Origin of the sequence: Burkholderia sp. Bp9142 (assembly GCF_003853415.1) — a bacterium.
Classification (GTDB): Bacteria; Pseudomonadota; Gammaproteobacteria; order Burkholderiales; family Burkholderiaceae; genus Burkholderia.
Genome location: NZ_QTPP01000003.1, coordinates 147,182 through 172,336, shown reverse-complemented (window position 1 = coordinate 172,336; position 25,155 = coordinate 147,182). Strand labels below are relative to the sequence as shown.

Annotated in this window: 23 protein-coding genes; 5 read left to right on the top strand and 18 right to left on the bottom strand. The window is 66.5% G+C overall.

Annotated features, from left to right (window positions below; translation table 11 throughout):
* Positions 1 to 73: 73 nt before the first annotated feature.
* Both DIE22_RS05040 and DIE22_RS05035 read right to left on the bottom strand, forming a co-directional pair.
* The gene (locus tag DIE22_RS05040) at positions 74 to 571 is read right to left on the bottom strand and encodes a PIN domain-containing protein (protein ID WP_124495249.1); all 498 of its coding nucleotides are present in this window, start codon (positions 569 to 571) and stop codon (positions 74 to 76) included.
* Positions 568 to 1,740: an XRE family transcriptional regulator gene (locus tag DIE22_RS05035; RefSeq protein WP_124495247.1), complete on the bottom strand. Its 1,173-nt coding sequence runs from the start codon at positions 1,738 to 1,740 to the stop codon at positions 568 to 570. Before DIE22_RS05035 ends, DIE22_RS05040 begins: the two co-directional genes overlap by 4 nt.
* A gap of 403 nt (positions 1,741 to 2,143) precedes the next feature.
* Here DIE22_RS05035 and DIE22_RS05030 point away from each other — a divergent pair, with 403 nt between their 5' ends.
* Positions 2,144 to 3,385, top strand: a complete 1,242-nt coding sequence (locus tag DIE22_RS05030; protein WP_124495245.1) for an FAD-binding oxidoreductase — start codon at positions 2,144 to 2,146, stop codon at positions 3,383 to 3,385.
* Between the two features lie 8 nt (positions 3,386 to 3,393).
* Here DIE22_RS05030 and DIE22_RS05025 read toward each other — a convergent pair whose 3' ends face one another.
* From DIE22_RS05025 to DIE22_RS04985, 9 genes are all read right to left on the bottom strand, one after another.
* Entirely contained in the window at positions 3,394 to 4,155 is a 762-nt protein-coding gene (locus DIE22_RS05025; RefSeq protein ID WP_124495243.1) for a FadR/GntR family transcriptional regulator, read from the bottom strand.
* 70 nt (positions 4,156 to 4,225) lie between these two features.
* Complete coding sequence (locus tag DIE22_RS05020) at positions 4,226 to 5,116, bottom strand: amidohydrolase (protein ID WP_124495241.1); 891 nt, start codon at positions 5,114 to 5,116, stop codon at positions 4,226 to 4,228.
* 48 nt (positions 5,117 to 5,164) lie between these two features.
* Positions 5,165 to 6,106, bottom strand: a complete 942-nt coding sequence (locus DIE22_RS05015; RefSeq protein ID WP_124495239.1) for an ABC transporter substrate-binding protein — start codon at positions 6,104 to 6,106, stop codon at positions 5,165 to 5,167.
* Between the two features lie 118 nt (positions 6,107 to 6,224).
* The gene (locus tag DIE22_RS05010; RefSeq protein WP_124495237.1) at positions 6,225 to 7,262 is read right to left on the bottom strand and encodes an ABC transporter permease; all 1,038 of its coding nucleotides are present in this window, start codon (positions 7,260 to 7,262) and stop codon (positions 6,225 to 6,227) included.
* Between the two features lie 19 nt (positions 7,263 to 7,281).
* Positions 7,282 to 8,820 carry a sugar ABC transporter ATP-binding protein gene (locus tag DIE22_RS05005; protein WP_124495235.1) on the bottom strand — a complete coding sequence of 513 codons (1,539 nt, stop codon included), beginning with the start codon at positions 8,818 to 8,820 and terminating at the stop codon, positions 7,282 to 7,284.
* A gap of 12 nt (positions 8,821 to 8,832) precedes the next feature.
* On the bottom strand, positions 8,833 to 9,609 hold the full coding sequence (locus tag DIE22_RS05000) for an SDR family oxidoreductase (protein WP_124495233.1): 777 nt from the start codon (positions 9,607 to 9,609) through the stop codon (positions 8,833 to 8,835).
* A gap of 64 nt (positions 9,610 to 9,673) precedes the next feature.
* Positions 9,674 to 10,951 (bottom strand): L-fuconate dehydratase, encoded by a 1,278-nt coding sequence (locus tag DIE22_RS04995; RefSeq protein WP_124495231.1) that lies wholly within the window; start codon positions 10,949 to 10,951, stop codon positions 9,674 to 9,676.
* 23 nt (positions 10,952 to 10,974) lie between these two features.
* Positions 10,975 to 11,817 carry an ureidoglycolate lyase gene (locus DIE22_RS04990; RefSeq protein WP_124604646.1) on the bottom strand — a complete coding sequence of 281 codons (843 nt, stop codon included), beginning with the start codon at positions 11,815 to 11,817 and terminating at the stop codon, positions 10,975 to 10,977.
* Positions 11,818 to 11,871: 54 nt separating this feature from the next.
* The gene (locus DIE22_RS04985; protein ID WP_124495227.1) at positions 11,872 to 12,636 is read right to left on the bottom strand and encodes an SDR family oxidoreductase; all 765 of its coding nucleotides are present in this window, start codon (positions 12,634 to 12,636) and stop codon (positions 11,872 to 11,874) included.
* A gap of 674 nt (positions 12,637 to 13,310) precedes the next feature.
* On the opposite strand from DIE22_RS04985, the gene DIE22_RS04980 reads away from it, so the two are divergent.
* The 3 genes from DIE22_RS04980 (at position 13,311) to DIE22_RS04970 (ending at position 15,262) form a co-directional block, all read left to right on the top strand.
* The gene (locus tag DIE22_RS04980) at positions 13,311 to 13,601 is read left to right on the top strand and encodes a DUF3331 domain-containing protein (protein ID WP_006749506.1); all 291 of its coding nucleotides are present in this window, start codon (positions 13,311 to 13,313) and stop codon (positions 13,599 to 13,601) included.
* 166 nt (positions 13,602 to 13,767) lie between these two features.
* Complete coding sequence (locus DIE22_RS04975) at positions 13,768 to 14,754, top strand: oxidoreductase (protein WP_124495225.1); 987 nt, start codon at positions 13,768 to 13,770, stop codon at positions 14,752 to 14,754.
* A 205-nt stretch (positions 14,755 to 14,959) separates the two neighbouring features.
* Complete coding sequence (locus DIE22_RS04970; protein WP_124495223.1) at positions 14,960 to 15,262, top strand: DUF4148 domain-containing protein; 303 nt, start codon at positions 14,960 to 14,962, stop codon at positions 15,260 to 15,262.
* Between the two features lie 191 nt (positions 15,263 to 15,453).
* Here DIE22_RS04970 and DIE22_RS04965 read toward each other — a convergent pair whose 3' ends face one another.
* The 7 genes from DIE22_RS04965 to DIE22_RS04930 form a co-directional block, all read right to left on the bottom strand.
* A complete protein-coding gene (locus DIE22_RS04965; protein WP_124495221.1) occupies positions 15,454 to 16,650 on the bottom strand; it encodes a TauD/TfdA family dioxygenase in 1,197 nt (398 codons plus the stop codon).
* Between the two features lie 23 nt (positions 16,651 to 16,673).
* A complete protein-coding gene (locus DIE22_RS04960; RefSeq protein WP_124495219.1) occupies positions 16,674 to 17,630 on the bottom strand; it encodes an alpha/beta hydrolase in 957 nt (318 codons plus the stop codon).
* 25 nt (positions 17,631 to 17,655) lie between these two features.
* Entirely contained in the window at positions 17,656 to 18,144 is a 489-nt protein-coding gene (locus tag DIE22_RS04955; RefSeq protein ID WP_124604645.1) for a thioesterase family protein, read from the bottom strand.
* Between the two features lie 6 nt (positions 18,145 to 18,150).
* Positions 18,151 to 19,116, bottom strand: coding sequence for an L-carnitine dehydrogenase (locus DIE22_RS04950; protein ID WP_124495215.1), 966 nt, complete (start codon positions 19,114 to 19,116; stop codon positions 18,151 to 18,153).
* An 88-nt stretch (positions 19,117 to 19,204) separates the two neighbouring features.
* Complete coding sequence (locus DIE22_RS04945; RefSeq protein ID WP_124495213.1) at positions 19,205 to 20,134, bottom strand: 3-keto-5-aminohexanoate cleavage protein; 930 nt, start codon at positions 20,132 to 20,134, stop codon at positions 19,205 to 19,207.
* A gap of 111 nt (positions 20,135 to 20,245) precedes the next feature.
* A complete protein-coding gene (locus DIE22_RS04940; RefSeq protein WP_124495211.1) occupies positions 20,246 to 21,199 on the bottom strand; it encodes a choline ABC transporter substrate-binding protein in 954 nt (317 codons plus the stop codon).
* Positions 21,200 to 21,516: 317 nt separating this feature from the next.
* Complete coding sequence (locus DIE22_RS04930) at positions 21,517 to 22,488, bottom strand: LysR substrate-binding domain-containing protein (RefSeq protein ID WP_124495207.1); 972 nt, start codon at positions 22,486 to 22,488, stop codon at positions 21,517 to 21,519.
* 136 nt (positions 22,489 to 22,624) lie between these two features.
* On the opposite strand from DIE22_RS04930, the gene DIE22_RS04925 reads away from it, so the two are divergent.
* Positions 22,625 to 24,925 carry an NADP-dependent malic enzyme gene (locus tag DIE22_RS04925; protein ID WP_124495205.1) on the top strand — a complete coding sequence of 767 codons (2,301 nt, stop codon included), beginning with the start codon at positions 22,625 to 22,627 and terminating at the stop codon, positions 24,923 to 24,925.
* Positions 24,926 to 25,155: the final 230 nt, after the last annotated feature.

Sequence of the window (25,155 nt, the reverse complement as noted above, 5' to 3'; positions counted from 1 at the left end):
GATGGCGGAGGTCGAGACGCGCGTGCTCGCGCGGTTGGGGAAAGCGGTTCCGGGTGAGTTGATGTTCGTTGGATCAGAACCGCCAATCCTGCTGGTGCATGAACTCTTCGAGATCAATGCATGGAATCTCGAAATGCGCACATACGTTGGGTATCTTCGCAGCATGCGGCTTGGGCACCAGCCCGTCGCCCACACGCTGCCCCCCCTCTTCGGTTACGACCGTCCCTCGGCAGCCCCTGGCGCAGGCGATGACAAACGGATCGGCGACCGGTGTGCCTTTGAGACGCTGCTGTTGCCCGATCAGTGCCTGAAAATGCCTGATCTTCAAAATCACTGCGACGAACCGCAGTTCGTTCGCGGTTGGCGTCGTGAACAGGGATCGATTGCCTTTCACCCACGCCAATACATCGGCGCTCACGGCCTGTCGCTCGATCTCGTTCAACACCTCTCTCGTAGAAATCAATCGCCGCTGGCCTACAAGCTTTTCGATACCATCCCAGATACTCCGGAACACGCGTGGATAGAAATGTTGCAGTGATCGAATGGAACTGGTGTCGAACACATAGATCATGCACCGGCCCCATGAAGAACATGCGCTTCAAATCCCGCAAAGTTCTTGGGCTTGATACCAAGAAAGTCCGCTGCTTGCTCGAGCGTGATTTGATGCCGGTAGTGACGACCGACGACTTCTCGCGCGAAACGGTCGCTCAGATATGCACCTTGGTTCGCATAGTAGCTTCCGCCTGTTGCCTCTCTACGTTGCGCCGACCAGATCGTCGCCCTGCGCTTGTAGAACGCCTGACTGACTCGCCCCTGGTCCAGCAAGCGCCGCAGCACGGCCTCTCGACTCACCCCGAAATAGCTGGCCAGTTCGGCAAACGCCTCCTCGGACGCGGACTCTGCATCGGCGGGAAGCGCCGACACGAGACGATCGAATGCCGCATGCGGAATCAGTACTTCCGCCGCGATGGCGTTGCAGAATCGCTCGATTTTCCTCTCGGCGTGCGGAAGCGCATCGATATAGCCGGAATCGAGCTTGCTCAGGCCGTTCATGCTCAAGAGCAAGTGTGCCAGTTCGTGCAGAAGACTGAATATCTGACGCGTCTTCGTCGTACTGTTGTTGAGGTAAATGATCGGGAATGCATCGTCCATCAAGCAGAAGCCTGAAATCTCGCGCTGCTTGAAGGCCGACTTGAAAACGAAAATGCCCGCTTCTTCGATGGCCTTTCGCCATTGCTTGAGGGTGAGGTCATCATTACGCCACGACGCTTGTTCATCGAGCGTGATACCGAGCGCATCACGCACCCGCTCTGCCTGTTGAGATACGGACTCCGACAGCGAAAGCGACAAGGATTTCCAGATCCTGTCATCCGCAGGATTACGCCCGCCGAACACTTCCCTGAGCGATAGCTGAAACGCCTGCGCCTGCCGGATCTGCAGATAAGTGTCGCGGGTGAGCGATCGCATGTCCGCTTCAGGGAGCGTCCGAAATTCACGCTGGGGCACTTTCTCATCGGGCGGCGCCGGAAGAAAGAAGACCGCGAGCGGCCTCTTGAAGACCTGATACGCGAGCTTCTCGAGTTGAACGTAGGTCGGCGCCCCGGCGCCCGCCTCCCAGTCAACAACCTCGGTCGAAGGAATGCGAAGCATGGTGGCTACTTCGTCGATCGACAGTCCGACCGTTTCTCTCGCCCAACGCAACACCTCGGGCTGCACGCCTTCAACGGGTTCTCGTTTCATCCAGTTTCTCTATCGATTCAATAAGCCAACTTCAGCAGCATGATAGACACATGCGTCGCTCGCCACCGACACGCTCGACATGCACGAAACGCGCGCACCGGACACGGTCCGGAACGCCGCCCTGACCGGCGATTCGAATCCATTTTAAATCATGGAGTTACAAGTTCGAGTAGTGGCGACGCGCGAGCCTAAGCCACGCATCCCGACCGACACTTTGCGCAGGAGCGACGCACACAATGTCGCCCATCGTGAAGTGCGAGCCGCTGAGCCGCATCCTGATTTTGCGAATCGAACGACATAGCGAGTATCCTAACAAGCAGCCGCATGTCGATGCGGTATCCGGCATTCGGCCTCGTCCATAACGTTGGCTTGCCACCGACATCAACCGCCGTCACCACCACCGATGGACTTCGACGTAATCGTTCTGGGCGCAGGCATCGTCGGCGTCTCCGCCGCGCTGCACCTGCAGGATCGCGGCCGCAAGGTCGCCCTCGTCGACCGCGGCGCGCCCGGCGAAGGCACGAGCTTCGGCAACGCCGGGCTGATCGAGCGCTCGTCGATCGAGCCGTATCCGTTCCCGCGCAGCCCGTTCACGCTGATGCGCTACGCGCTGAACCGCTCCACCGATCTCTACTGGCACGGCACGTCGCTGCCCGCGTTCGCGCCGTGGCTCGCGCGTTTCTGGTGGGAGTCGGCACCGATGCGTCACGCGGCGGCCTCGCGCGACATGCTGCCGCTGATCGAGCGCTGCATCGTCGAGCACGACGCGCTGATCGCGCGAGCCGGCGCAGGGGAACTGGTGCGTGCCAGCGGCTGGATGGAAGCGTTTCGCACGCCGGCCGCGTTCGAACGCGCGGTCGCCGATGCGGGACTCACCGCGCGTCGTCACGGGCTCGGCATCACGCCGCTCGATGCCGCGGCACTCCGCGCGCAGGAACCGAGCCTCGCCGCCGGCTTCTGCGGCGCACTCCACTGGCTCGATCCGAAAAGCGTCGTCGACCCGTCCGCGCTCGTCAAAACCTATGCACAACTCTTCGTGCAAGGCGGCGGCACGCTGCTCACCGGCGATGCCGCGAGCCTCGACGCGCTTTCGCCTGGCTGGCAGGTCACGACGGAGCAAGGCAGGATCGCCGCGCCGGCCGTGGTCGTCGCGCTCGGCCCGTGGTCCGACACGGTGTTCGGCAAGTTCGGCTACACGATTCCGCTGCGCGAGAAGCGCGGCTATCACATGCACTACGCGCCGTCAGAACGCGGCGCGCCGTCGGCGCCGATCGTCGATCGCGAATTCGGCTACGTGATCGCGCCGATGCGGCGCGGATTGCGGCTGACCACCGGCGTCGAGATCGCGCGGCGCGGACTGCCGCCGACGGGCGTGCAGCTCGATCGCGCGGAACGCGTCGCGCGCCCGGTGTTCGGCTTCGGCGAACGGCTCGATCCGCAGCCGTGGCTCGGCTTCCGGCCGTGCACGCCCGACATGCGGCCGGTGATCGGCCCCGCGCCCGCGCATCGCGGGCTGTGGTTCTCGTTCGGGCACAACCATCACGGGCTCACGCTCGGCCCCGTCTCCGGCCGCCTGCTGGCCGAGATGATGACGGGCGAAACGCCGTTCACCGATCCGTCGCCCTATCGCGCCGACCGCTTCTGAACGCGCGCTCAGTCGAGCGCGCGGCCGAAGATCCGGATCACCTCGTCGAGATGCTCGGCCATCGCGCGGCGCGCGGCCTCCGGGTCGCGCGCGCGGATCGCGTCGAGGATCGCGCGGTGTTCCAGCTCCGAGCGATGCGGCATGTCGTTCGGCATGTACAGCGACTGCAGCCGCTGGAACATCAGGTCGTACTTGTGCGCGAGCAACTGCTTGATCATCAGCGCATACGCGGGGTTGTCGCTCGCTTCCGCGATGCGGATATGGAACAGCCGGTCGCCCGGATGCGTGAGCGAGCCGCTGCGGTTGTCTTCCTGGTTGCGCAGGAACGCCTCGTGAATCCCCTCGATCTGCGCGTCCGAGCCATGTTTCGCGGCGAGCGACGCGGCTTCCGGCTCGATCAGCCGGCGTGCCTGCAACAACGCGAACGGCGGGATTTCGGTATCGAGGTCGAGCGCGATGCCGAGTTCCGGATCGATCTCGACGATCGAAAACGGCGCGACCGTCGTGTCGATCTGCGGCTGCGGCGCGGCCACCGCCTCGGGTTGGCGCACCTTCACGCCATCGCCGACACGCACGCTGACGAGCCCGTTCACCTCGAGCGCGATCAGCGCCTCGCGCACCGACGTGCGCGACACGCCGAACTGCTCGGCCAGTTCGCGCTCGGGCGGCAGGTAGCTGCCCGGCGGGAAGTCGCCGGACTCGATCATCGCGCTGAGCTTGTCGGCGATCTGCTGGTAGAGGCGGCGGTTCTGAATCGGCTGGATGGACATACGTTGATACAGGTAAGCGGTTGCGTTGCGACGGTCTGACGAATGGTGCGTCAGGCCGTTCGCGCCTATTTTATATGCCGGGCCTCGCGTCGTCCGGCACCGCATAGCAACGCACGGCCGTGCCGCCCCACAACGCGGTGCGCTCGGCCGCCGACAGCCGCGCTTCGGCCCAGCGCTCGACCAGCGACGCCACCTCGTCATACGACGCCGCGAGCAGGCACACGGGCCAGTCCGACCCGAACATCAGCCGCTGCGGGCCGAACGCGTCGAGCGCCGCATCGAGGCATTGCTCGATGTGCCGGATGTCCCGGCCGCGCAGGCCGCGCCGCCAGTCCGTCTCGGTCACGAGCCCCGACAGCTTGCACACGACGTGCGGCAGCGCGCCCAGCTCGCGCAGCCCGGCGCGCCAGCGTGCGAATGCCGTAGCGTCCCGGTCGAACTCGGCGAGCGCGGGCTTGCCCGCATGATCGAGCACGAGCCAGTGCGCATCGTGCCGCGCGCAGAACGCGCGCACGTCGGGCAACTGACGCTCGAACACGAGCACGTCGTACACATAGCCGTTCGCCTGCAGCCACGCGACGCCGCGATTGAACGCGGGATCCGCGACGAACGCGCCGACGTCGGCTTCGTCCTGCACCTGGTGACGAAAACCACGCAACTTCGGGCTGCGCCATTCGGCGATGCGATCGGCGAGCGCCGGCGCACCGAGATCCTCCCAGCCGACCACCGCCGCGATATGCGCGTCGTCGCGGGCGAGATCGAGCAGGAACGCCGTCTCGTCACGCCCGGCGCGCGCCTGCACCGCGATCGACGCGCCGAGCGCCTGCGCATGCATCTGCGGCCATAGCGCGTCGGGCAGGTAGTCGCGGGCAAGCACGCCCATCCCGGGGCCGATCCACGGATAGTCGGCCGCGCGGTAACGCCAGAAGTGCTGGTGGGAATCGATACGTACTGCGCCCATGGTGTCCTCGTGGTTCGCCGTTACCCGCAGCATCACATCACGTCACGCTCAGTCGTACAACACCGCCGTGATCTTCGGGTCGTCGATATTGGTCTTGTCATACCAGTAGAAACCGGTATCGATGACCTTCGGCAGCTTCTCGCCCTTGATCGCCTTCACGGCCCCTTCAACCGTCTTGTAGCCGATCCCGATCGGATTCTGCGTGATCGCGCCGGCCATCAGCCCGCTGCGGATCGCGTCCTTCTGCTGCTTGCCCGAATCGTAGCCGACGATCACGACCTTGCGCTTCATCTCGCGCACGCCGTTCACCACGCCGATCGCCGAGCCTTCGTTGGTGCCGAACAGGCCCTTGAGCTTCGGATACGCCTGCAGCATCGACTTCGTCACCTCGGTCGACTTCAGCTGGTCGCCTTCGCCGTACTGCACGGTGACGACCTTCACCTTCGGGTGCGCCGACTTCATCCGCTCGAGAAAGCCGTCGCGGCGGTCGATGCCGGTGCGGCTCGTCTGGTCGTGCGCGACCACGGCCACCTCGCCTTCGTCGCCGATCAGCGCGGCGAGCTTGTCGGCGGCGAGCGCGGCGGCGGCCTTGTTGTTGGTCGCGGCCGTCGTCACCGGGATGTCGCTGTCGACGCCCGAGTCGAACGCGATCACCGGGATCTTCTCGGCCTGCGCCTTCTTCAGGAGCGGCAGCGCGGCCTTGCTGTCGAGCGCCGCGAAGCCGAGCGCGGCGGGCTTCTTCGCGATCGCGGCGGACAGCATGTCGATCTGCTTGTCGACCATCGCCTCGGTTTCGGGGCCTTCGAAGGTCACCTTCACCTTGTAGTCCTTCGCGGCCTGCATCGCGCCCGCTTTCACGGCCTGCCAGAACTGATGCTGGAAGCCCTTCGAGATCAGCGGGATATAGGTTTCCTGCGCCTGCGCGCCGGCCGTCACGCCGACGGCGAACGTCAGCCCGACGATCGCGTTCAACACCTTGCTCCTGATCACTTCGCGTCTCCTTGGTTGGTATCGACTGAAATGCCGGCCCGGCCGGCGGTGAAGCGCATGTGTGTTCGTGTTCGTGTTCGTGTTCGTGTTCGTGTTCGTGTTCGTGTTCGTGCGTGCGTCAGCGGCGGCGCCGGCGCAGGATGTCCACGTAGACGGCGAGGATGATGATCACGCCCGTCACGACCGTCTGCCATTCCTGCGCGACCGACAGGATGCGCAGGCCGTTGGTCAGCACGCTCATGATGAACGCGCCGATGATGGTGCCGACGATGCTGCCCGCGCCGCCCGACAGCGACGTGCCGCCGATCACGACGGCCGCGATCGCATCGAGCTCGTAGCCCTGCCCGAGCGCGGGCTGCGCGGAATTCAGCCGCGACGCGATCAGGAGCCCGGCGATCCCGCACACCGCGCCGCTGAACGTGTAGACGGCGATCTTCCACGCGTCGACGTTCACGCCGGACAGCCGCAGCGCTTCCTCGTTGCTGCCGAGCGCGAACGTGTAGCGGCCGAAGAGGGTGCGGTTCAGCACGATCGACGCGCCGATCGCGACGAGGAACAGGATCAGCACCGCGTTCGGAATCGGCAGCGCGGGGATCAGGCTGCCGATCAGCGAATCCTGCGCGATCGACGTGAAGCCCGGCGTATCGTTGAAGTAGATCGGCCGCGTGCCCGAGATCACGAGCGACAGCCCCTTGAGCAGCATCATCATGCCGAGCGTCGCGATGAACGGCGGCACCTTCATCTTCGCGATCACGAAGCCCGACACGCTGCCCGACAGCGCGCCGAAGCACAGCGCGGCCAGGATCCCGAGCGGCAGCGGCATGCCCCAGTTCGTGAGCACGACGCCGGCCATCACCGCGCAGAACGTCATCAGCGTGCCGACCGACAGGTCGATGCCCGACGTGATGATCACGTAGGTACAGGCGACGGCCAGCACGCCGTTCACGGCGGTGGCCTGCAGGATCGACACGAGGTTGTCGACTTCGAGGAAGTTCGACGACGCGAAGCTGAAGAACGCGATCAGCAGCACGAGGCTCGCGAACGCGAGCAGCTTCTGCCGCGCGGCCGGGTTGAAGAAGCGCGACTTCAGGCGCGATGCGGCGGCCGGCGTGTCGCCGGAAGCAAGGGGCGGAACGGGATGCGTATCGTTGGACATGATCGGGTAAGCGTCGTAATCAGGACAATACGGTCGACTCGCGCTGCGTCGCGAGCTGCATGATCTTTTCCTGCGTGGCGTCGGCCGCGCGCAATTCGCCGGTCACGCGCCCTTCGCACATCACGAGAATCCGGTGGCTCATGCGCAGCACCTCGGGCAACTCCGACGAGATCATCACGATCGCCTTGCCGTCGGCGGCGAGCGCGTCGAGCAGCTTGTAGATCTCACTTTTCGCGCCGACGTCGATGCCGCGCGTCGGCTCGTCGAAGAACAGGATGTCGCAATCGCGCAGCAGCCACTTCGCGATCACGATCTTCTGCTGGTTGCCGCCCGACAGGAGGCGCGCGGGCTGCGCGACCGACGGCGTGCGGATCGCGAGCTGGCGCACGTACGACTGCGCGGTGTCGCGCATCTCGCGTGCATCGAGGAACATGCCGCGGCGCACGAAGCGGCGCATGCTCGACAACGCGATGTTGTTCTGCACGTCCATCCCGACCGCGAGCCCGAAGTGCTTGCGGTCCTCCGACAGATAACCGATCCCGTGCGCGACCGCGTCGGCCGGCGTGCGGATCGTCACGGTCCTGCCGTGCACGCGGATCTCGCCCGCGTCGACCGGATCCGCGCCAAATACCGCGCGCGCGACCTCGGTGCGGCCCGCGCCCATCAGCCCCGCGAAGCCGAGAATCTCGCCGCGCCGCAGCGTGAAGCCGACGTCGCGGATCGCGCGGCCGCGCGACAGCCCGCGCACTTCGAGCGCGACCTCGTTGGCCGACGTATCGGGCGGCGTGCGGAACGTCGTATCGAGCTGGCGACCGACCATCATCGCGATGATCGCGTCCATCGACGTGCCGGCCATCGGCACGGTCGCGACGTACTTGCCGTCGCGCATCACGGTCACGCGATCGGCGATCTGGCGCAGCTCGTCCATCTTGTGCGAGATGTAGACGACGCCGACGCCGTGCGCGCGCAGGTCGCCGATGATGCGGAACAGCTCGGCGATTTCCGCGTTGTTCAGCGCCGCGGTCGGCTCGTCCATGATCAGCACGCGCGACTCGAACGACAGCGCCTTCGCGATCTCGACCATCTGCTGCTTCGCGACCGTCAGCCGGCCGACCGGCGTGCGCGGATCGAGATCGAGCCGCATCCGCGCGAAGATCGCGGCCGCGTCGCGGTTGAGTTTCTCTTCGTCGACGAACACGCCGAAGCGGCCGCGCGGCTCGCGTCCGATGAAGATGTTCTGCGCGACGCTCAGGTGGTTCATCAGGTTCAGTTCCTGATGGATGATGCCGATCCCGAGCGCCTGCGCGGCGCGCGGATCGTCGATCTCCACCGCGCGCCCGTCCATCCGGATCTCGCCTTCATCCTTCTGATACACGCCCGCGAGGATCTTCATCAACGTCGACTTGCCGGCGCCGTTTTCGCCCATCAGCGCATGCACTTCGCCGGCGCGCAGGTCGAAGTGGCAGTCGTCGAGCGCCTGCACGCCCGGAAAACGCTTGCTGACGCCGGTCAACGCGATCAGCGGCGGCGCGGTGTTCAGGTTCGGGTCGGGTTGCATGGCTCGCCGTCCTCAGCCGATCGCGCGATCGAGATGCGTATAGCCGCCATCGACGAACAGCCACTGGCCCGTCGTGTGCGATGCGCGCGCCGACAGCAGGAACACGGCCGTGTCGGCAATCTCGTCGGCCGTCGTGAAGCGCTTGCCGAGCGGCACCTTGCCGGCGATTTCCGCGATCTTCGCGTCCGGGTCGTCGAAGCCGGCGATCCAGCTCTGGTAGAGCGGCGTCATCACCTCGGCCGGGATCACCGCGTTCACGCGCACGCCGTCGTCGCGCAATGCGACGGCCCATTCGCGCGTCAGCGCGAGCTGCGCGCCCTTCGATGCGCAATAGCCGCTCGTGTTGCCCTGCCCGGTGACGGCCGTCTTCGACGAAATGTTGACGATCGCGCCGCGCGTCGCCTTCAGGTGCGGCACGCAGTAGTGCGCCATCACGTAGTAGTGGATCAGGTTGCGCTCGAGCGATGCGACGAAGGCGTCGCGCCCGGCGTCGAGTCCGATGCTGTCGTTGATGCCCGCGTTGTTGACGAGGCCGTCGATGCGGCCGAAACGAGCGATGGTCTGTGCGACTGCGTCGCGGCACTGCGCGTCGCCCTGCAACTCGACGGACACGCACACGGCGCGCGGCTGCTTCTGCGCGAGTTCGCGCCAGAAGCCATCGTCCGGCGTGTGGCGAGCGAACACCACCGGAATCGCGCCTTCGCCGGCCAGCCGCATCGAGATCGCGGCGCCGATGCCCGACGCGCCGCCGGTCACGATCACGACCTTGTCTTGCAGATTCAAATCCACTTCGCGTCTCCGTCGTTCAGGTTGTGGCCGCGCAGGCCGTGCGCGGCACATCGTGCCACGTGCTTCAGCCGCGGAACCGATACTGCTCGAGCGATTCCGGCTTCATCTCGATCGAGAAGCCGGGCGCCGTCGGCGGCATGTACGCCGCGCCGCGCACGACGCACGGTGCGACGAAATGCTCGTGCAGGTGATCGACGTATTCGGTCACGCGCCCTTCCTTCGTGCCGGAAATGCACACGTAGTCGATCATCGACAGATGCTGCACGTATTCGCACAGCCCGACGCCGCCCGCATGCGGACACACCGGCAGCCCGTACTTCGCGGCCAGCAGCATCACCGCGAGAATCTCGTTCACGCCGCCGAGCCGGCACGCGTCGATCTGCACGACGTCGATCGCGCCGCGCGCGATGAACTGCTTGAACAGCACGCGGTTCTGGCACATCTCGCCGGTCGCAACCTGCACGGGCGCGATCGCCTCGCGGATCTTGCGATGCCCTTCCACGTCGTCGGGGCTCGTCGGCTCCTCGATGAACCACGGTTTCGCGAACGCCAGCTCGCGCACCCAGTCGATCGCCTCGTCGACTTCCCACACCTGGTTCGCGTCGATCATCAGCTTGCGCTCGGGGCCGATCACCTCGCGCGCGATCGTCACGCGCCGGATGTCGTCCTCCAGGTTCGCGCCGACCTTCAGCTTCACGTAGTCGAAACCCGCGTCCACCGCCTCGCGGCACAGCCGGCGCAGCTTGTCGTCGCTGTAGCCGAGCCAGCCCGCCGACGTCGTGTAGCACGGGTAGCCGTCGCGCTCGAGCGCCGCGATCCGCGCGGCCTTGCCCGGCGCCTGCCGGCGCAGCAGGTCGAGCGCCTCGCCCTGCGTCAGGCAGTCGGTCAGGTAGCGGAAATCGATCGCGCGCACGATTTCCTCGGGGCTCAGGTCGGCGACGAGCCGCCACAGCGGCTTGGCCTCGGCCTTCGCCCACAGGTCCCACACCGCGTTGACGACGGCGCCCGTCGCCAGATGGATCGCGCCCTTGTCGGGGCCGATCCAGCGCAACTGGCTGTCCGACGTCACGTGCCGCCAGAAGCGGCCCATGTCCTCGCGGATCCAGTCGAGGTCGAGGCCGACGACGAGGTGACGCATCGCGTCGATCGCCGCGCAGCAGATCTCGTTGCCGCGCCCGATGGTGAACGTGAGCCCGTGACCTTCGAGCCCGTCCTGGTCGGTTTCGAGCACGACGTACGCCGCCGAATAATCGGGGTCCGGATTCATCGCATCGGAGCCGTCAAGCTGGCGCGAGGTCGGGAAGCGCACGTCGAGGACGCGCATCGATCGAATGATAGGCATGGCGAACGGTCCGTTAAAGGGAATCAGGCCTGCACGGTGCGCTGGCGCTGCTCGCCGAGCCCGTCGATGCCGAGCGTGATCACCTGCCCGGCGCGCAGATAGACGGGCGGCTTCTGGCCAAGGCCCACGCCCGGCGGCGTGCCGGTCGAGATCACGTCGCCCGGCTGCAGGCTCATGAAGCGGCTCAGGTAGCTGATCAGGTGCGGCACGCGGAACACCATCGTGGCGGTCGTGCCGTTCTGGTAGCGGTGGCCGTCGACGTCGAGCCACAGCCGCAGCGCGTGCGGATCGGGCACTTCGTCGGCCGTCACGAGCCACGGGCCGAGCGGGCCGAACGTGTCGTTGCCCTTGCCCTTGTCCCACGTGCCGCCGCGTTCGAGCTGGTATTCGCGCTCCGACACGTCGTTCACCACGCAGTAGCCGGCGACGTGCGACAGTGCATCGGCTTCGTCGATATAGCGGCCGCCCTGGCCGATCACGACGCCGAGCTCGACTTCCCAGTCGGTCTTCTCCGAGCCGCGCGGAATCTCGACGTCGTCGTTCGGCCCCGAGATCGCGCTCGTCCATTTGCCGAACACGACCGGCTCCTTCGGGACTTCCATCCCCGATTCGGCCGCGTGGTCGGAATAGTTGAGCCCGATGCAGATGAACTTGCCGACGCGGCCGACACATGCGCCTAGCCGCGGCGTGCCGTCGACCAACGGCAGCGACGATGGCTCGATGTCGCGCAGCCGCGCGAGCGATGCTGGCGTCAGCGCATCGCCGGCGATGTCGTCGATCACGCCCGACAGGTCGCGGATCTTGCCCTGCGCATCGAGCAGGCCCGGTTTCTCATGGTGTTTGTCGCCAAATCTCAGCAGTTTCATGTCGTTTGAACGGAAGCGGAAAGTGAATAGGGATGCGTGGTCAGTTCGACACGGTCAGTTTGACCAGCCGCCATCGATCAGGTGAATCGCGCCGGTCGTGAACGACGCTTCGTCGGACGCGAGATACAGCGCGAGCGCGGCCACTTCGTCCGCGGTGCCGATGCGGCCCATCGGCTGGCGCGCGACGAACGCCTGGCGCACGACGTCGGTCGCCACCTGGCGCGTGCGCGCCTGCTCGGCGATCCGCTGTTCCAGCGACGGCGACTCGATCGTGCCCGGGCAGATCGCGTTGCAGCGAATGCGCTGCTCGACGAAATCGGCGGCGACCGCCTTGGTCAGCCCGATCACGGCCGCCTTGGTCGTGCCGTAGACGAAGCGGTTCGGCACGCCCTTCACGCTCGACGCGGCCGACGCCATGTTGATGATCGACGCGCCGCCCGCTTCCAGCATCGCCGGCAGCAACGCGCGGATCAGCCGGTACATCGACGTGACGTTCAGGTTCAGTGAGAACGCCCAGGCGGCGTCATCGCAGTCGAGGATCGAGCCGTGGTGCACGTAGCCGGCGCAGTTGAACAGCACGTCGAACGCGCGCTCCTGCGCGGCGAGTGCCGCGACGTCGCCCGCATCGGTCACGTCGAGCCGCCGCGTCGCCAGCCGGCTGCCCGCGCGCTCGGCGTCGGCCGCGAGTTGCGCGAGCGCGGCTTCGTTGATGTCGGTCGCCAGCACGTCGGCGCCCTCGCTTGCGAACCGCAGCGCCGTCGCGCGGCCGATACCCTGCCCGGCCGCCGTCACCAGCGCGCGCTTGCCCTGCAATCTCATGAGCACCCTCCTGTAAAAGCCGGACATGCCGGCTCATTGGCACAAAGGACTAAAGGTCCAACCAATCATAGGTGCGGATTCCGGATTTGTCACGAACGTGGGATTCAGTGTTTTCCCCAGCGGCAGAATCAGGCCGAGGGCGGAGCCTCCGGCGTTAGCGGGGCCTCTTTTTCGGACGCCGGCGATTGACCGCACATCGTGCAAAGCCAATACCGACGGGGGTTTGCGACGGTTGCGGATGCCCGTGCCGCGCGGCGCGCCGGGCGAAACTGACAGAAAAGTCATGTCCCCGTCAGGGTCTCAACCGGGGGCGCGCGCGATCATGGCGTTGCCGGACCGCGCTTCCCGGTACACCGCCCCGCCCGTCGCCGATCCCTGACGGGTACCTCCGTCCCCCGCGGTGTCCACGTGACTGAGCGAGCAGACACGGTGGCGCGGCCCGATTTTCCGCCCCGGGCGCTTCGCGTCCGGGGCGCTTTTGTCGCTGGTTTCTCACGAAAATGCGCGTCGATTGTTTCTAAATCGGCAAAAGGTAATTTGAGCCAGACAGGATGTTTTTTCCGGTCACAGACGCTTACATTTAGCGCACCACTCATGGAAACCGCTACGGATTCGTCTTTGGGTAGTGACATCCACTGCCACGGCCGAACCGCACGAGCTTTAGGAAACGGCAAATGAAGGCCTCCAAATCCCTGCCTGCGCTCGATCCCGCCGACGTCCACGTCGAAATTCTCGAACGTTCCGATACGCTGCTCGTCGTACGCTGGGTCGAGCCCGGCCGCTGTCATTACGGCGAACAGCGCTGGCGCCGCCGCTTCGCGCAGCGCACCGGCACCTGCGCGCTGTCGCGCCAGGTCATCCAGCGCGGCGACGAAGTATTCCGCCCGGCCGAGCGCCCGGCACCCGCGAACGCGGCCGCGATGATCTCCGCCGCCGAAGTGCTCGCCCTGGCAGGCAGCCGATAACGTCCGCCAGCTGCGTGCCCGGGCCGGCTGCGTGATACGCAGGCCCGCCCTAGAAGCGCCGGTCTAATTCCCCTGCTTGTCTGTCCCGCCTGCGCGGACTATCGTTACACCACTCAATGTAACGATTACGCGTCGTGGCGCACCGGCCACGCCGCTGGAGGCAGACATGCATGCATGGAGCGCGCGCCACGTCCCGGCGCAAGGCGGCAAGGTCGCGGTCGTGACCGGCGCCAACAGCGGCCTCGGCTGGCAGATCGCGGAAACCCTGGCCGCCAAGGGCGCGACCGTCGTGATGGGCTGCCGCGATGCCGCGCGTGCCGCGCAGGCCGCCGATGCGATCCGCCGCCTCCATCCCGGCGCACGGGTCGAGGTCGATCCGCTCGACCTCGCCGATCTCGCGTCGATCGAGCGCTTCGCCGCCGACGTCTCCGACCGCCACGGCCGCGTCGACATCCTCTGCAACAACGCCGGCGTGATGTTCCTGCCGCTGCGGCACACGCGCGACGGCTTCGAGATGCAGTTCGGCACCAACCACCTCGGCCATTTCGCGCTGACCGGCCATCTGCTGCCGGCGCTGCGCGCCGCGCGTCGGGCGCGTGTCGTAACGATGTCGAGCGGCTTCAACCGCGGCGGCCGGATCCGCGTCGACGACCTGCGCGCCGAGCACCGTTACAACCGTTATCTCGCGTACTGCGACAGCAAGCTCGCGAACCTCGTGTTCGCGATCGAACTGCAGCGCCGCTTCCAGCGCGCGGCGTTCGCGGGAATCAGCGTCGCCGCGCATCCCGGCTACGCGGCGACCAACCTGCAGTTCGCGGGCCCCGCGATGGACAGTTCGCCCACCCGCGCCGCGCTGATGCGCGCGGCGAACCGTTATCTCGCGCAACCGGCCGATCAGGGTGCCTTGCCCGCCATTCATGCGGCGACGTCACCCGACCTGACAGGCGGCTCGTACGTCGGGCCGTCCGGCTGGTTCGAGTCGCGCGGCCTGCCGGCGCTCGCGAGCGTGCCGCGCGCGGCGCGCGACGTGGCCGCGGCCGCGCTGCTTTGGGAAGCGTCGGAGGCCGCGACGGGCGTGCGTTTCCTGAGCGCCGGCGTGCCCGCCGGCCGGCCGCCGGCCAGCCCGTTCGACACGGCGGCCGAAATGCGCTGAACCGCACGGCCGCCCATTCGTCACTTATTGCATTTACGGAAATGAAAGCTCGATGAAAGCATGATTCGACGTGCCACTGTTACCACGCAGGAAACAATCTATCGTCAAAATCAGCGTTTACCCTGAACCATCCGGTGACTAAGATTTAGTCAATCGCTGCAGACATGGTGTCGAAAGCGAACCCAATAAAACACCGGAGGTCATCATGAAATCGCTCGTTTCCGCAGTTGTTGCCGCTGTCGCCCTGTCCGCTTCGTTCGGCGCTTTCGCACAAAGCACCGTGACCCGCGCACAAGTCCGCAACGAACTGGTCCAGCTCGAACAAGCCGGCTACAAGCCGGGCCTGTCGAGCCCGTACTACCCGAACGACATCCAGTCGGCGGAAGCGCGCGTTCATGGTGCCGACGCCAGCGGCTACGGCGCGCAACCGGCTCCGGTCGTCCACTCGGGCGCCCCGGCCGCCGCAGCGTCGTCGAACGCTCGCGACTCGGTCTTCTTCGGCCAGTAAGCCGACGCGCCCCCGGCGGGCGCACCGCGCATCGCGCGATGAAGTCGTATCCGGACGAGCCCGCCATGCGGGCTCGACCTTTTTGTGAAACGCATACCTCCGCCGCCCGGCAGCGGGTGGCTTCGCCCGGGCGCCATGCGTCCGGGCGCTTTTTCCCGGCGAGGTATGCGTAACGATGCCGTATGCGCCGATCAGCGCTCCGCGGCTGCCGCAGGTACGGCACGCGACAGCACACGCCAGCGCGACAGCAGTTCGTCGCGATCGACGTAGCAGCCCTGCAGATGCCGGCGGCCCGTCGACGGATCGAACTCGGTGCGCGCATGCAGCACGCGCCGGTTGTCGAACGCCCACATGTCGCCCGCCCGCAGCCGGCGCTGCACCCGGAAACGCGGCTCGCGCGCGAGCGCAAGAAACCGCCGGTACGCGCGGTAGACGGCCGCGACCGATCCGGCCGGCGCATCGAGCGGCCCGCGCAGGAAGTTCGCGACACGCACCTCGGTCACGTTGCCACGCGCATCGAGCCCGATCACCGGCGCCGAACAGCGGTAGTCGCTGTTCGCGCTCTTGTTCCAGAACTCGAACGGCGTCGACGCAAGATGCCCGAAATCGGCCGGATATTCGCGCCGCAGCGCATCCGCGAGCGCAAAGCCATCGAGGAAGATGCTGTCTCCGCCCGTTGCGTCGTTCGCGAGGCAATGCAGGAACTGCACGCCCGGCTGCAATTCACGCGTCGGCAGGTCGGTGTGCGGCGGCAGGTTGAGCGACGTATAGGCATTGCTGTCCGGTCGCGGCTTCGATTCGACATCGAACAGCATGCCGAAATTGCTTTCGCGGATCAGGCCGATACGACGCGCGATCTGGTCGACCCGGCCGCGTTCGGCCGGCACGCCCTCGACGAGCGTCAGCCCCGTGCGCTGCAACGCGGCGAGCCATGCGCGCAACGCGCCGTCGTCCTCCATCACGTCACGCCACGCGAACACGCCGATCGCCGTCTCATCGTCGCCGACCCACACGTGCCGCCCGTGCGCGGCCTGGCGCTCCGCGCGCGACGCATCGTCGTAGGCATGCGCGCGCAACCATCCCGGCGACCAGGTACTGCGATGCCCGTCGTTCCACTCGACGTGCAGCGCGCCGTCGGTTTCGACATGCGCGGCGAGTGCCGACAGATCCTCGCGCGTGTCGGCGATCTCGAACACCTGTTCGCGCGTGACCGCATGCACACATGCGGAACACGCGCAGTTGTCGCGCAACCAGTCGAAGTGAAACGGCGATCGTCGCGTGTCACCCCACTCGACGTCCACCGCTCCATCGCCGATCGTCGCCGCCGCAATGGCCGCGTCGGCGGAAAAGGTCCGCCAGTCCTCGATACGGTGTTGCGCTGCCTGCATCGTTGCCTCCCGGAAAACGCCCGCTACGCGTGTGGTGCGAGCAGAAACGCGCCGATCATCCGGTGCATCCGCGCCGCCTGCGGGCTCGTTCCGAGCGCGCGCCAGCAGCCGTGCACCAGCCCCTCTCCCCGCCAGTAACGCGCGGCGCCGCCGGCCGCGAGAATGCGTTCGACATAGACGCGTGCATCGTCGCGCAGCGGATCGTGTTCCGCGCCGATCGCGAGCACGGGCGGCAGCCCGTCGAAACGCGACACGGCAAGCGGCACCGATGCGCGCAGCAGCGGATCGTCATCGTTCGGCGCAACGTCTCCTTCACCGCCCCAGTACAGCGCGCGATAGCGATGAACGTCGTCGAGCGTCAGCATCGGCGCGTGCGCTTCCGTTTCGCGCGCCGGCGATTGCGGTTCGATGCCGAGCATCGGATACACGAGCGCAATTCCGTCGAGGCCGCCTTCGCCCGCATCGCGCAGCGCAGTCGCGACGGCGGCCGCGAGATTGCCGCCGGCACTGTCGCCCGCGAGCGTCAGCGGTCGTGCGCATGAGACGAACGGCCAGCATGCATCGCGCGCGGCGCGCGTGACGGCCAGGCAGTCCGCGAGTGCGGCCGGCGCGCGATGCTCGGGCGCGAGCCGGTAGTCGACCGCGATCACGGCCAGCCCCGTGTCGGCCGCCAGTTGCGCGGTGATCAGCGCGTGGCTGTCGAGCGAGCCGACGACGAAGCCGCCGCCATGAAAGAACAGCACGGTGCCGCGCGGTTCGCGCTGAGCGGGCGCGTAGCGCCGCAGCGCGATCGCGTGCCCGTCCGGTGCGTGCCACACCGCATCGTGCCGCACGATGCCGGCCGGCAGTTCGGCGGGTGTCCATGCGGCCGCGAAGCGATCGTAGAGGCGGCGTTGCTCGTCGGGCGAGCGCGCTGCCGTGTCGGCCGGATACGCCGCGTCGACGGCCGCGACGAACGCGGCGATTTCCGGTTCGAGCATCGTATGCGCCCCGTCGTCGCCGGCACTAGCGGCGCGGCGGCAATCCGATCACGCGGCCCGCATACGCAGGCGCCGCGCAATCGCGCTGCAACGCGTGCAGTTCGGCCACGCGCGCGGCGACGTCGTCGTCGAACGGCGCCGATTTCGCGCCGCCGCGCGTGTCGACGTGCAGCAGCATCTGCTCGCTCGCGGACACCGCGCCGTCGTGCCCGTCCGCGAACAGTTCGAGATACAGGTGCAGCCGCTTCGCGTCGTGCGCAATCACTCGCGCATCGACGCGCACGCGCGTGCCTTCCTTGATCTCCTGCAGATAGTTCACGTGCGCTTCGAGCGTATAGACCGAGCGGCCCCGCTCGCGACGCGCGGCATCGTCGAGACCGATGCGCTCCAGCAGCGCATCGGTCGCGAAGCTGAAGATCAGCAGATAGAACGCATCGCGCAGATGGCCGTTGTAGTCGACCCACTCGGGCCGCACGACGTCGCGGTAAATCGTCAGCGGGGTATCGCCTGTCATGTTCAATCAATCCTCGAATCGCATGCCATGCCGCGCCTTCACCGCGGCGATCGCCTTCAGCACCTCGGTAATGCACTCGTCGCGATAGCGTTCGAGTTCCTTGATGCTGCGCGTGCCCTGCTGCTCGCTCGTGCCTTCGACGACGCGGTCGATCAGTGCGTCGGTCAGCGTCGGCGCGACCAGCTTCGTCCATGGCAGTTCGAGCGCGGGGCCGAACTGCTGCATGAAGTGTCGCATGCCCGCGTCGCCGCCGGCCAGCGTGTAGGTCAGGAACGTGCCCATGAACGACCAGCGGATGCCCGCGCCGAAGCGGATCGCATCGTCGATCTCGCCGGTCGTCGCGACGCCCTCGTTGACGAGATGCAGCGCCTCGCGCCACAACGCTTCGAGCAGCCGGTCCGCGATGAAGCCCGGCACTTCCTTGCGCACGTGCAGCGGCCGCATGCCGAGCTTGCGATAGATCTCCATCGCCGCGTCGACCGCTTCCGGCGACGTGCGCGCGCCGCCGAGCACCTCGACGAGCGGCAGCAGGTAGACCGGATTGAATGGATGGCCGACCACGCAGCGCTCCGGATGCACCGCACGCGCGTAGAAATCTGTCGGCAGCAGCCCCGACGTCGACGACGCGATGATCGCGTCGGGCTTCGCCGCGCGGCTGATCTGCTCGTGCAGTTCGAGCTTGAGCGCCTCGCGCTCGGGCGCGCTTTCCTGGACGAAGTCCGCGTCGGCGACGCAGGCCTCGATCGTCGATTCGAAGCGCAGCCGCGCGGGATCGGCGCCCGGCGCGAGGCCGACGCGCTCGAGCGCGGGCCAGGCATTCGCGACGTTCGCGCGCAACCGCGCTTCCGCGCCCGGCGCGGGGTCCCAGACGACCACGTCGAGACCGTGCGCAAGCGCACGGCAAATCCATCCGCTGCCGATCACGCCGGTGCCGATCGCGGCGAACGTCCTGATGTCGGTCTTCACAGCCATGTCAACACATCCTTCAAATCGAGGGAAATCGGACGGCGGCGCGCTCGTGCGCGCGCCGCCGCATTGAATCGGAATCCGCTTTGAAAACTCACGCGAACTCGGCCACCGCGCGGCGTTCGAGCAGACGCTCGCCGCGCGCCGGCAGGCCGAGCTTGCGACGCCCTTCGGCCGGCGTCAGCACGCGAGCGCCGAGGCGTTCGACGATTTCCCGCGCACGCTCGACGAGCGTGCCGTTGGTCGCATGCACGCCGCGATCGAGCCAGATGTTGTCTTCGAGGCCGACGCGCACATGACCGCCGAGCAGCATCGCCTGCGCGACCATCGGCATCTGCATGCGGCCGATCCCGAAGCCCGCCCAGTGCGCGCCCGGTGGCAGGTTGTCGACCATCGCCTTCATCGTGCCGGTGTCGGCCGGCGCGCCCCACGGAATGCCGAGGCACAGCTGGAACAGCGGCGGATCGTCAAGCAGTCCTTCCTTCAGCAGTTGCTTCGCGAACCACAGATGGCCCGTATCGAAGATTTCCAGCTCCGGCTTCACGCCGAGTTCCTGGATGCGCTTCGCGCCGGCGCGCAGCTGCGCGGGCGTCGACACGTAGACGTAGTCGCCGTCGCCGAAATTCAGCGTGCCGCAATCGAGCGTGCAGATTTCCGGCAGCAGTTCCTCGACGTGCGCGAGGCGCGTGAGGCCGCCGACGAGGTCGGTGCCCTTGCCGAAGCGCATCGGGTCCTCGCCCGGGCCGATTTCCAGATCGCCGCCCATGCCGGCCGTCAGGTTGATGATCACGTCGACGTCGGCCGAGCGGATCCGGTCGACCACTTCGCGGTACAGGTTCGGATCGCGGCTGCCGCGGCCCGTCTGCGGATCGCGGACATGGCAGTGCGCAACCGTCGCGCCGGCCTTCGCGGCTTCGATCGCGGCCGCCGCGATTTCCTTCGGCGTGACCGGAATCGCCGGATGCTTGCCGACCGTATCGCCCGCGCCGGTGACCGCGCAGGTGATGATGACTTCGTGGTTCATGCTGTATGCCCTCGCTTGATTCGGTGCTGGATACGATGTGTATCGCTCAATTTACGTCGTACTGCAGATGATTCTCGCCGCGCGCCGCACGCATACGGCGCGCACGGGCCGTTACAGGCCGAGATAGGCCTTCACGGCAGGCAGGCCGTCCTTGCCGTCGAACGTCTTGACGCCGGCGAGCCAGGCATCGAGCACCTGCGGATTCTTCTTCAGGTACGCCTTCGCGGCGTCGGCCGGCTTCGTCTTGTTCATCACCGACTGCATCAGCTGGTTCTCGAGCTGCGTCGTGAAGCGCAGGTTCTCGACGAGCTTGCCCGCGTTCGGGCAGCGCGAGATGAAGTCGGGCGCCGTCAGCGTGTACACACGCGCTTCGCCGTAGTTCGGGCCGAACGCCGCGTCGCCGCCGGACAGGTAGTTCATGCTGATCTGGATGTTCATCGGATGCGGTTCCCAGCCGAGGAACACGACCCACTTCTTCTCGCGGATCGCGCGCTCGACCGTGACGAGCATCCCCGCCTCGCTCGATTCGACCAGCTTGAAGCCGCCGAGGCCGTACTGGTTCGTGTCGATCATCTTCTGGATCGTCGCGTTCGCGCTGCTGCCCGGCTCGATCCCGTAGATCTTGCCGTCGAGCTCGGCGCGGTGTTTCGCGATGTCCTCGAAGGTCTTCAGGCCGGCCTGGTATTCGTAGCTCGGCACCGCGAGCGTCGCCTTCGCGCCCGACAGGTTCGGCGGTTCGACCACGTTGATCGACTTGCTGTCGAGGAACGGCTGGAGCTGCTTTTGCTGCACCGGCCACCAGTAGCCGAGCGAGATGTCGAGCTGCTTGCTCTTCAGGCCGGCGAACGAGATCGGCACCGACGCGATGGTCGTCGTCGGCTTGTAGCCGAGCCCTTCGAACACCGTCGAGGCGAGCGCGGTGGTGGACGTGATGTCGGTCCAGCCGATATCCGCGAAGCGTACGTTGCGGCAGGTCGCGGCATCCGTTTCGGCCTGCGCCGCGGTCGCGAACGCGCCGGTCGCCAGCACGGCCGCGACGAACGCGGCGATCTTTGTCGACTTCAAGGTTTCTCTCCCGGTTGGACCGATGTCCGACGGGTTCGCGGAGTGCGTCCCGGCCTGCATCGTGGGTGTAAAAGTAACGAGCCATATTGGTCGCAAGACGACCGGCGGCGACCTGTTCTTGACTGTTTGCGACTATGGGTGGAAACCACTATGCGCGGGCAGTGGCTTGTGCGGTGGGGGTTCTGGGCGGATTTTGATGTGCGGGGGTTTGTCCGGATGCGGCGTGAAGGAAACAGACCGGACGTGCCTTGGCGGCGGTGTTCGAGCGGGCGTGATGCGGTGCCCGGCCCCGCGGGCATGGACCGGCTCCCGAAGCCTTATCGCGGGACTTCGACGTAGGTTTCCCTGCAGATCTCGCGCAGTGCCTGGACCAGCAAGTCCCGCGTCGGCGCATGCGATTCGGCGGCACGGGTAAACAGCGCGATGGGCGGCAGCGTCCAGACCAGCGAGTAAGGCACGATCGCCACCCCGGCGATGCGCACCATTTCTTCCGCGATATCGGCCGGCACGATGGACACCGCGTCGTCGCTCGACGCGATCATTTCGCCGATCAGTTTCGACGAGTAGCTTTCGACGATCGGCACCGGCGGCGCGATCCCCGCCGACAGGAACAGGTCGGTCACCTGTTCCCGCATCGGCGTGTGGGGCGCGCCGAGAATCCAGTCCAGCGCGTGCAGCTTGTGCCAGTCGAGCTGCGTGCGGGCCAGTTTCGCGGCGAGGCGCCGGCTCGCGATCATCCGCGGCTGCTGCTGGTACAGCACTTCGAAGGAGACCTGCCCCAGATCGATCGCCGACGATGCGCGCCCGATCACGAGGTCGACGCTGTGGTCCTTCAGTTGCAGCAGCAACTGGTCGCTGGTGCCTTCGTGGACCGTGACGGTCAGGCGCCGTTCCATCCGGGATTGCAGGCGCTTGAGCGCCGCCGACAGCATCTGGCCCGAAATAAACGGAATCACGCCGATATGGAGATGCGCCGCATGGCCGGCCGCGACCGCCTCCATCTCGCGGGCGAGATGGTCGAGGTCCTTCAGCATCGCCCTGGCCCGCTCGAGCACGACCGAACCGAGCGCGGTCGGCCGCATCCCGCGCGACGAGCGCTCGAACAGCGGTGTGCCGAACATGCTTTCCAGCTCGGACAGCGCGTTCGTCACGGCGGGCTGGCTGCTGGCCATGTGCTCCGCGACGCGCGTCAGCGACCCGTGCTGCTGGATCTGCAGCAACAGCATCAGGTGCCGCATCTTCAGGCGCGCGCCAAGGCGCCTGACCACGTCGTTCGCGTCGAATGTCATTGCCTGGCCACGCACCCATCATGAAAAAGTGATGGACCGATATTAAAACAGAATCATCTCCTTATGGGCGATCCCTAGAATCACTGCCATGGATCGCGTCGGGACTGGCCTGACGCGCATGCCCGGACCCAAGAACATGAAACAGACAGAGACCCAGCAGCAAGCCGCGTTCGACTATCACGAGTTTCCGACCCCGGGGAAGATCTCGGTCGTCGCCAGCAAGCCGCTCGTGACGCAGCGCGATCTGGCACTGGCCTATACGCCCGGCGTCGCCAGCGTGTGCGAGTCGATCGCCGCCGATCCGCTGCAGGCGCGCCGCTTCACGAGCCGCGGGAATCTGGTGGGCGTGATCACCAACGGCACCGCCGTGCTGGGTCTGGGCAACATCGGCGCGCTCGCGTCCAAGCCGGTCATGGAAGGCAAGGCCGTGCTGTTCAAGAAGTTCGCCGGGATCGACGTGTTCGACATCGAGATCAACGAGACCGATCCGGACAAGCTCGTCGACATCATCGCCGGCCTCGAGCCCACGTTCGGCGGGATCAACCTCGAGGACATCAAGGCGCCCGAGTGCTTCACGGTCGAGCGCAAGCTGCGCGAGCGCATGAAGATCCCCGTCTTCCACGACGACCAGCATGGCACCGCCATCACCGTCGCGGCCGCGTTCATCAACGGGCTGAAGGTGGTCGGCAAGTCGATTTCGGACGTGAAGGTCGTGACGTCGGGCGCCGGCGCCGCGGCGCTGGCCTGTCTGGACCTGCTGGTCGACCTCGGGCTGCCGATCGAGAATGTGTGGGCGACCGATATCGAGGGCGTCGTCTATCGCGGCCGGACCACGCTGATGGATCCGGCCAAGGAACGCTTCGCGCAGGAAACCGACGCGCGCACGCTGGCCGACGTGATCGGCGGCGCCGACGTGTTCCTCGGGCTGTCGGTCGGCGGCATTCTGAAGCCGGACATGCTGAAGGCGATGGCCGCGCGTCCGCTGATTCTCGCGCTGGCCAATCCGACGCCGGAAATTTTCCCGGAACTCGCGCATGCGACGCGCGACGACGTCGTGATCGCGACGGGCCGCTCGGATTTCCCGAACCAGGTCAACAACGTCCTGTGCTTCCCGTACATTTTCCGCGGCGCACTGGATGTGGGCGCAACGACGATCACCCGCGAAATGGAAATTGCCGCGGTTCACGCGATCGCCGGCCTCGCGGAAGAAGAGCAGAACGATGTCGTCGCGGCGGCCTATGGCGGCGACGAAGTGTCGTTCGGTCCGCAATACCTGATTCCGAAGCCGTTCGATCCGCGTCTGATCGTCCGTATCGCACCGGCCGTGGCCAAGGCGGCGATCGAAGGCGGCGTGGCGACGCGCCCGCTCGCGGATCTCGATGCGTATGTCGAGCAGTTGCAGCAGTTCGTCTACCACTCCGGCGCGTTCATGAAGCCGCTGTTCGCGACCGCGCGCCAGCTCGTGCGCGACGGCGGGAAAGCTCGCATCGTGTTCACCGAAGGCGAAGACGAGCGCGTGCTGCGCGCGGTGCAGGTCATCGTCGACGAGAAGCTCGCGCGTCCGATCCTGGTCGGGCGTCCCGAGGTGCTGCTGGCGCGGATCGAGCGGTTCGGCCTGCGCCTTCGTCTCGGCCAGGATGTCGAGGTGACCAATCCGGAATACGACGAGCGCTTCCCGCAATACTGGACGACGTATTGGGAACTGCGCTGCCGCGACGGCATCTCGAAGGAAATGGCGCGTGTCGAAATGCGGCGTCGCCTGACGCTGATCGGCGCGATGATGGTGCGCCTCGGCGATGCGGACGGGATGATCTGCGGAACGGTCGGCGAATATCACAATCACCTGCGGTTCGTGGACGAAGTGATCGGCAAGAAGCCCGATGCGTCGACCTACGCGGCGATGAATATCCTGCTGCTCAATCAGCGCACGGTCGCGCTGGTGGATACGCACGTCAACGACAACCCCGACGCGGAACAGATCGCGGAATTCACGATCGCTGCCGCACGGCAGATGGAGTGGCTGAATCTCACACCGAAGGCTGCGCTGCTGTCTCGGTCGAACTTCGGGTCGGGGAGCGCGGCTTCGGGCGTGAAGATGCGCCAGGCGCTGGAGATCATTCGCGCGCATGCGCCGGATATCGAGGCGGATGGCGAAATGCATGGCGACTGTGCGCTCGATGAGACGCTGCGGTCGCGGCTGCTGCCGATGTCGCCGCTGAAGGGTGCCGCGAACCTGCTCGTGTGTCCGAACGTCGATGCGGGGAATATTGCCTATAACCTGCTCAAGACCGAGGCCGGTAGTAACGTCGCGGTGGGGCCGTTCCTGCTGGGCGTCAACGGGCCGGTGAACATTCTCACCTCGAGTGCGACGGTGCGGCGGATCGTGAACATGACGGCGTTGACGGTGATCGAGGCCAATCGGAACGCGGCGGTGTGATTGCTTCCGAAGCAATCGCTTGACGCGGGTCGGCTGCGGCCGACCCCGTCGATCAGCGGGCGCAAGCGAACACCCCATACCCTAATCGGCCAATAAGCCAACGCGATTGAAGCGGCGCTCTCCTGCGCTGACAGTGCCTATGCGAGTACTGCATTGGGAAATCGCTTCGTTACGAGTCGGATAGAAGGCACATTGCCGGAAGACGCGGCGCACGCCCCTCGGAGCGAATG

Bases quoted from the DNA above. Each gene is read 5' to 3' on its own strand.
- DIE22_RS05040 (WP_124495249.1), bottom strand. From the start codon at position 571: ATGATCTATGTGTTCGACACCAGTTCCATTCGATCACTGCAACATTTC.
- DIE22_RS05035 (WP_124495247.1), bottom strand. From the start codon at position 1,740: ATGAAACGAGAACCCGTTGAAGGCGTGCAGCCCGAGGTGTTGCGTTGG.
- DIE22_RS05030 (WP_124495245.1), top strand. From the start codon at position 2,144: ATGGACTTCGACGTAATCGTTCTGGGCGCAGGCATCGTCGGCGTCTCC.
- DIE22_RS05025 (WP_124495243.1), bottom strand. From the start codon at position 4,155: ATGTCCATCCAGCCGATTCAGAACCGCCGCCTCTACCAGCAGATCGCC.
- DIE22_RS05020 (WP_124495241.1), bottom strand. From the start codon at position 5,116: ATGGGCGCAGTACGTATCGATTCCCACCAGCACTTCTGGCGTTACCGC.
- DIE22_RS05010 (WP_124495237.1), bottom strand. From the start codon at position 7,262: ATGTCCAACGATACGCATCCCGTTCCGCCCCTTGCTTCCGGCGACACG.
- DIE22_RS05005 (WP_124495235.1), bottom strand. From the start codon at position 8,820: ATGCAACCCGACCCGAACCTGAACACCGCGCCGCCGCTGATCGCGTTG.
- DIE22_RS04995 (WP_124495231.1), bottom strand. From the start codon at position 10,951: ATGCCTATCATTCGATCGATGCGCGTCCTCGACGTGCGCTTCCCGACC.
- DIE22_RS04990 (WP_124604646.1), bottom strand. From the start codon at position 11,817: ATGAAACTGCTGAGATTTGGCGACAAACACCATGAGAAACCGGGCCTG.
- DIE22_RS04985 (WP_124495227.1), bottom strand. From the start codon at position 12,636: ATGAGATTGCAGGGCAAGCGCGCGCTGGTGACGGCGGCCGGGCAGGGT.
- DIE22_RS04980 (WP_006749506.1), top strand. From the start codon at position 13,311: ATGAAGGCCTCCAAATCCCTGCCTGCGCTCGATCCCGCCGACGTCCAC.
- DIE22_RS04975 (WP_124495225.1), top strand. From the start codon at position 13,768: ATGCATGCATGGAGCGCGCGCCACGTCCCGGCGCAAGGCGGCAAGGTC.
- DIE22_RS04970 (WP_124495223.1), top strand. From the start codon at position 14,960: ATGAAATCGCTCGTTTCCGCAGTTGTTGCCGCTGTCGCCCTGTCCGCT.
- DIE22_RS04965 (WP_124495221.1), bottom strand. From the start codon at position 16,650: ATGCAGGCAGCGCAACACCGTATCGAGGACTGGCGGACCTTTTCCGCC.
- DIE22_RS04960 (WP_124495219.1), bottom strand. From the start codon at position 17,630: ATGCTCGAACCGGAAATCGCCGCGTTCGTCGCGGCCGTCGACGCGGCG.
- DIE22_RS04955 (WP_124604645.1), bottom strand. From the start codon at position 18,144: ATGACAGGCGATACCCCGCTGACGATTTACCGCGACGTCGTGCGGCCC.
- DIE22_RS04950 (WP_124495215.1), bottom strand. From the start codon at position 19,116: ATGGCTGTGAAGACCGACATCAGGACGTTCGCCGCGATCGGCACCGGC.
- DIE22_RS04945 (WP_124495213.1), bottom strand. From the start codon at position 20,134: ATGAACCACGAAGTCATCATCACCTGCGCGGTCACCGGCGCGGGCGAT.
- DIE22_RS04930 (WP_124495207.1), bottom strand. From the start codon at position 22,488: ATGACATTCGACGCGAACGACGTGGTCAGGCGCCTTGGCGCGCGCCTG.
- DIE22_RS04925 (WP_124495205.1), top strand. From the start codon at position 22,625: ATGAAACAGACAGAGACCCAGCAGCAAGCCGCGTTCGACTATCACGAG.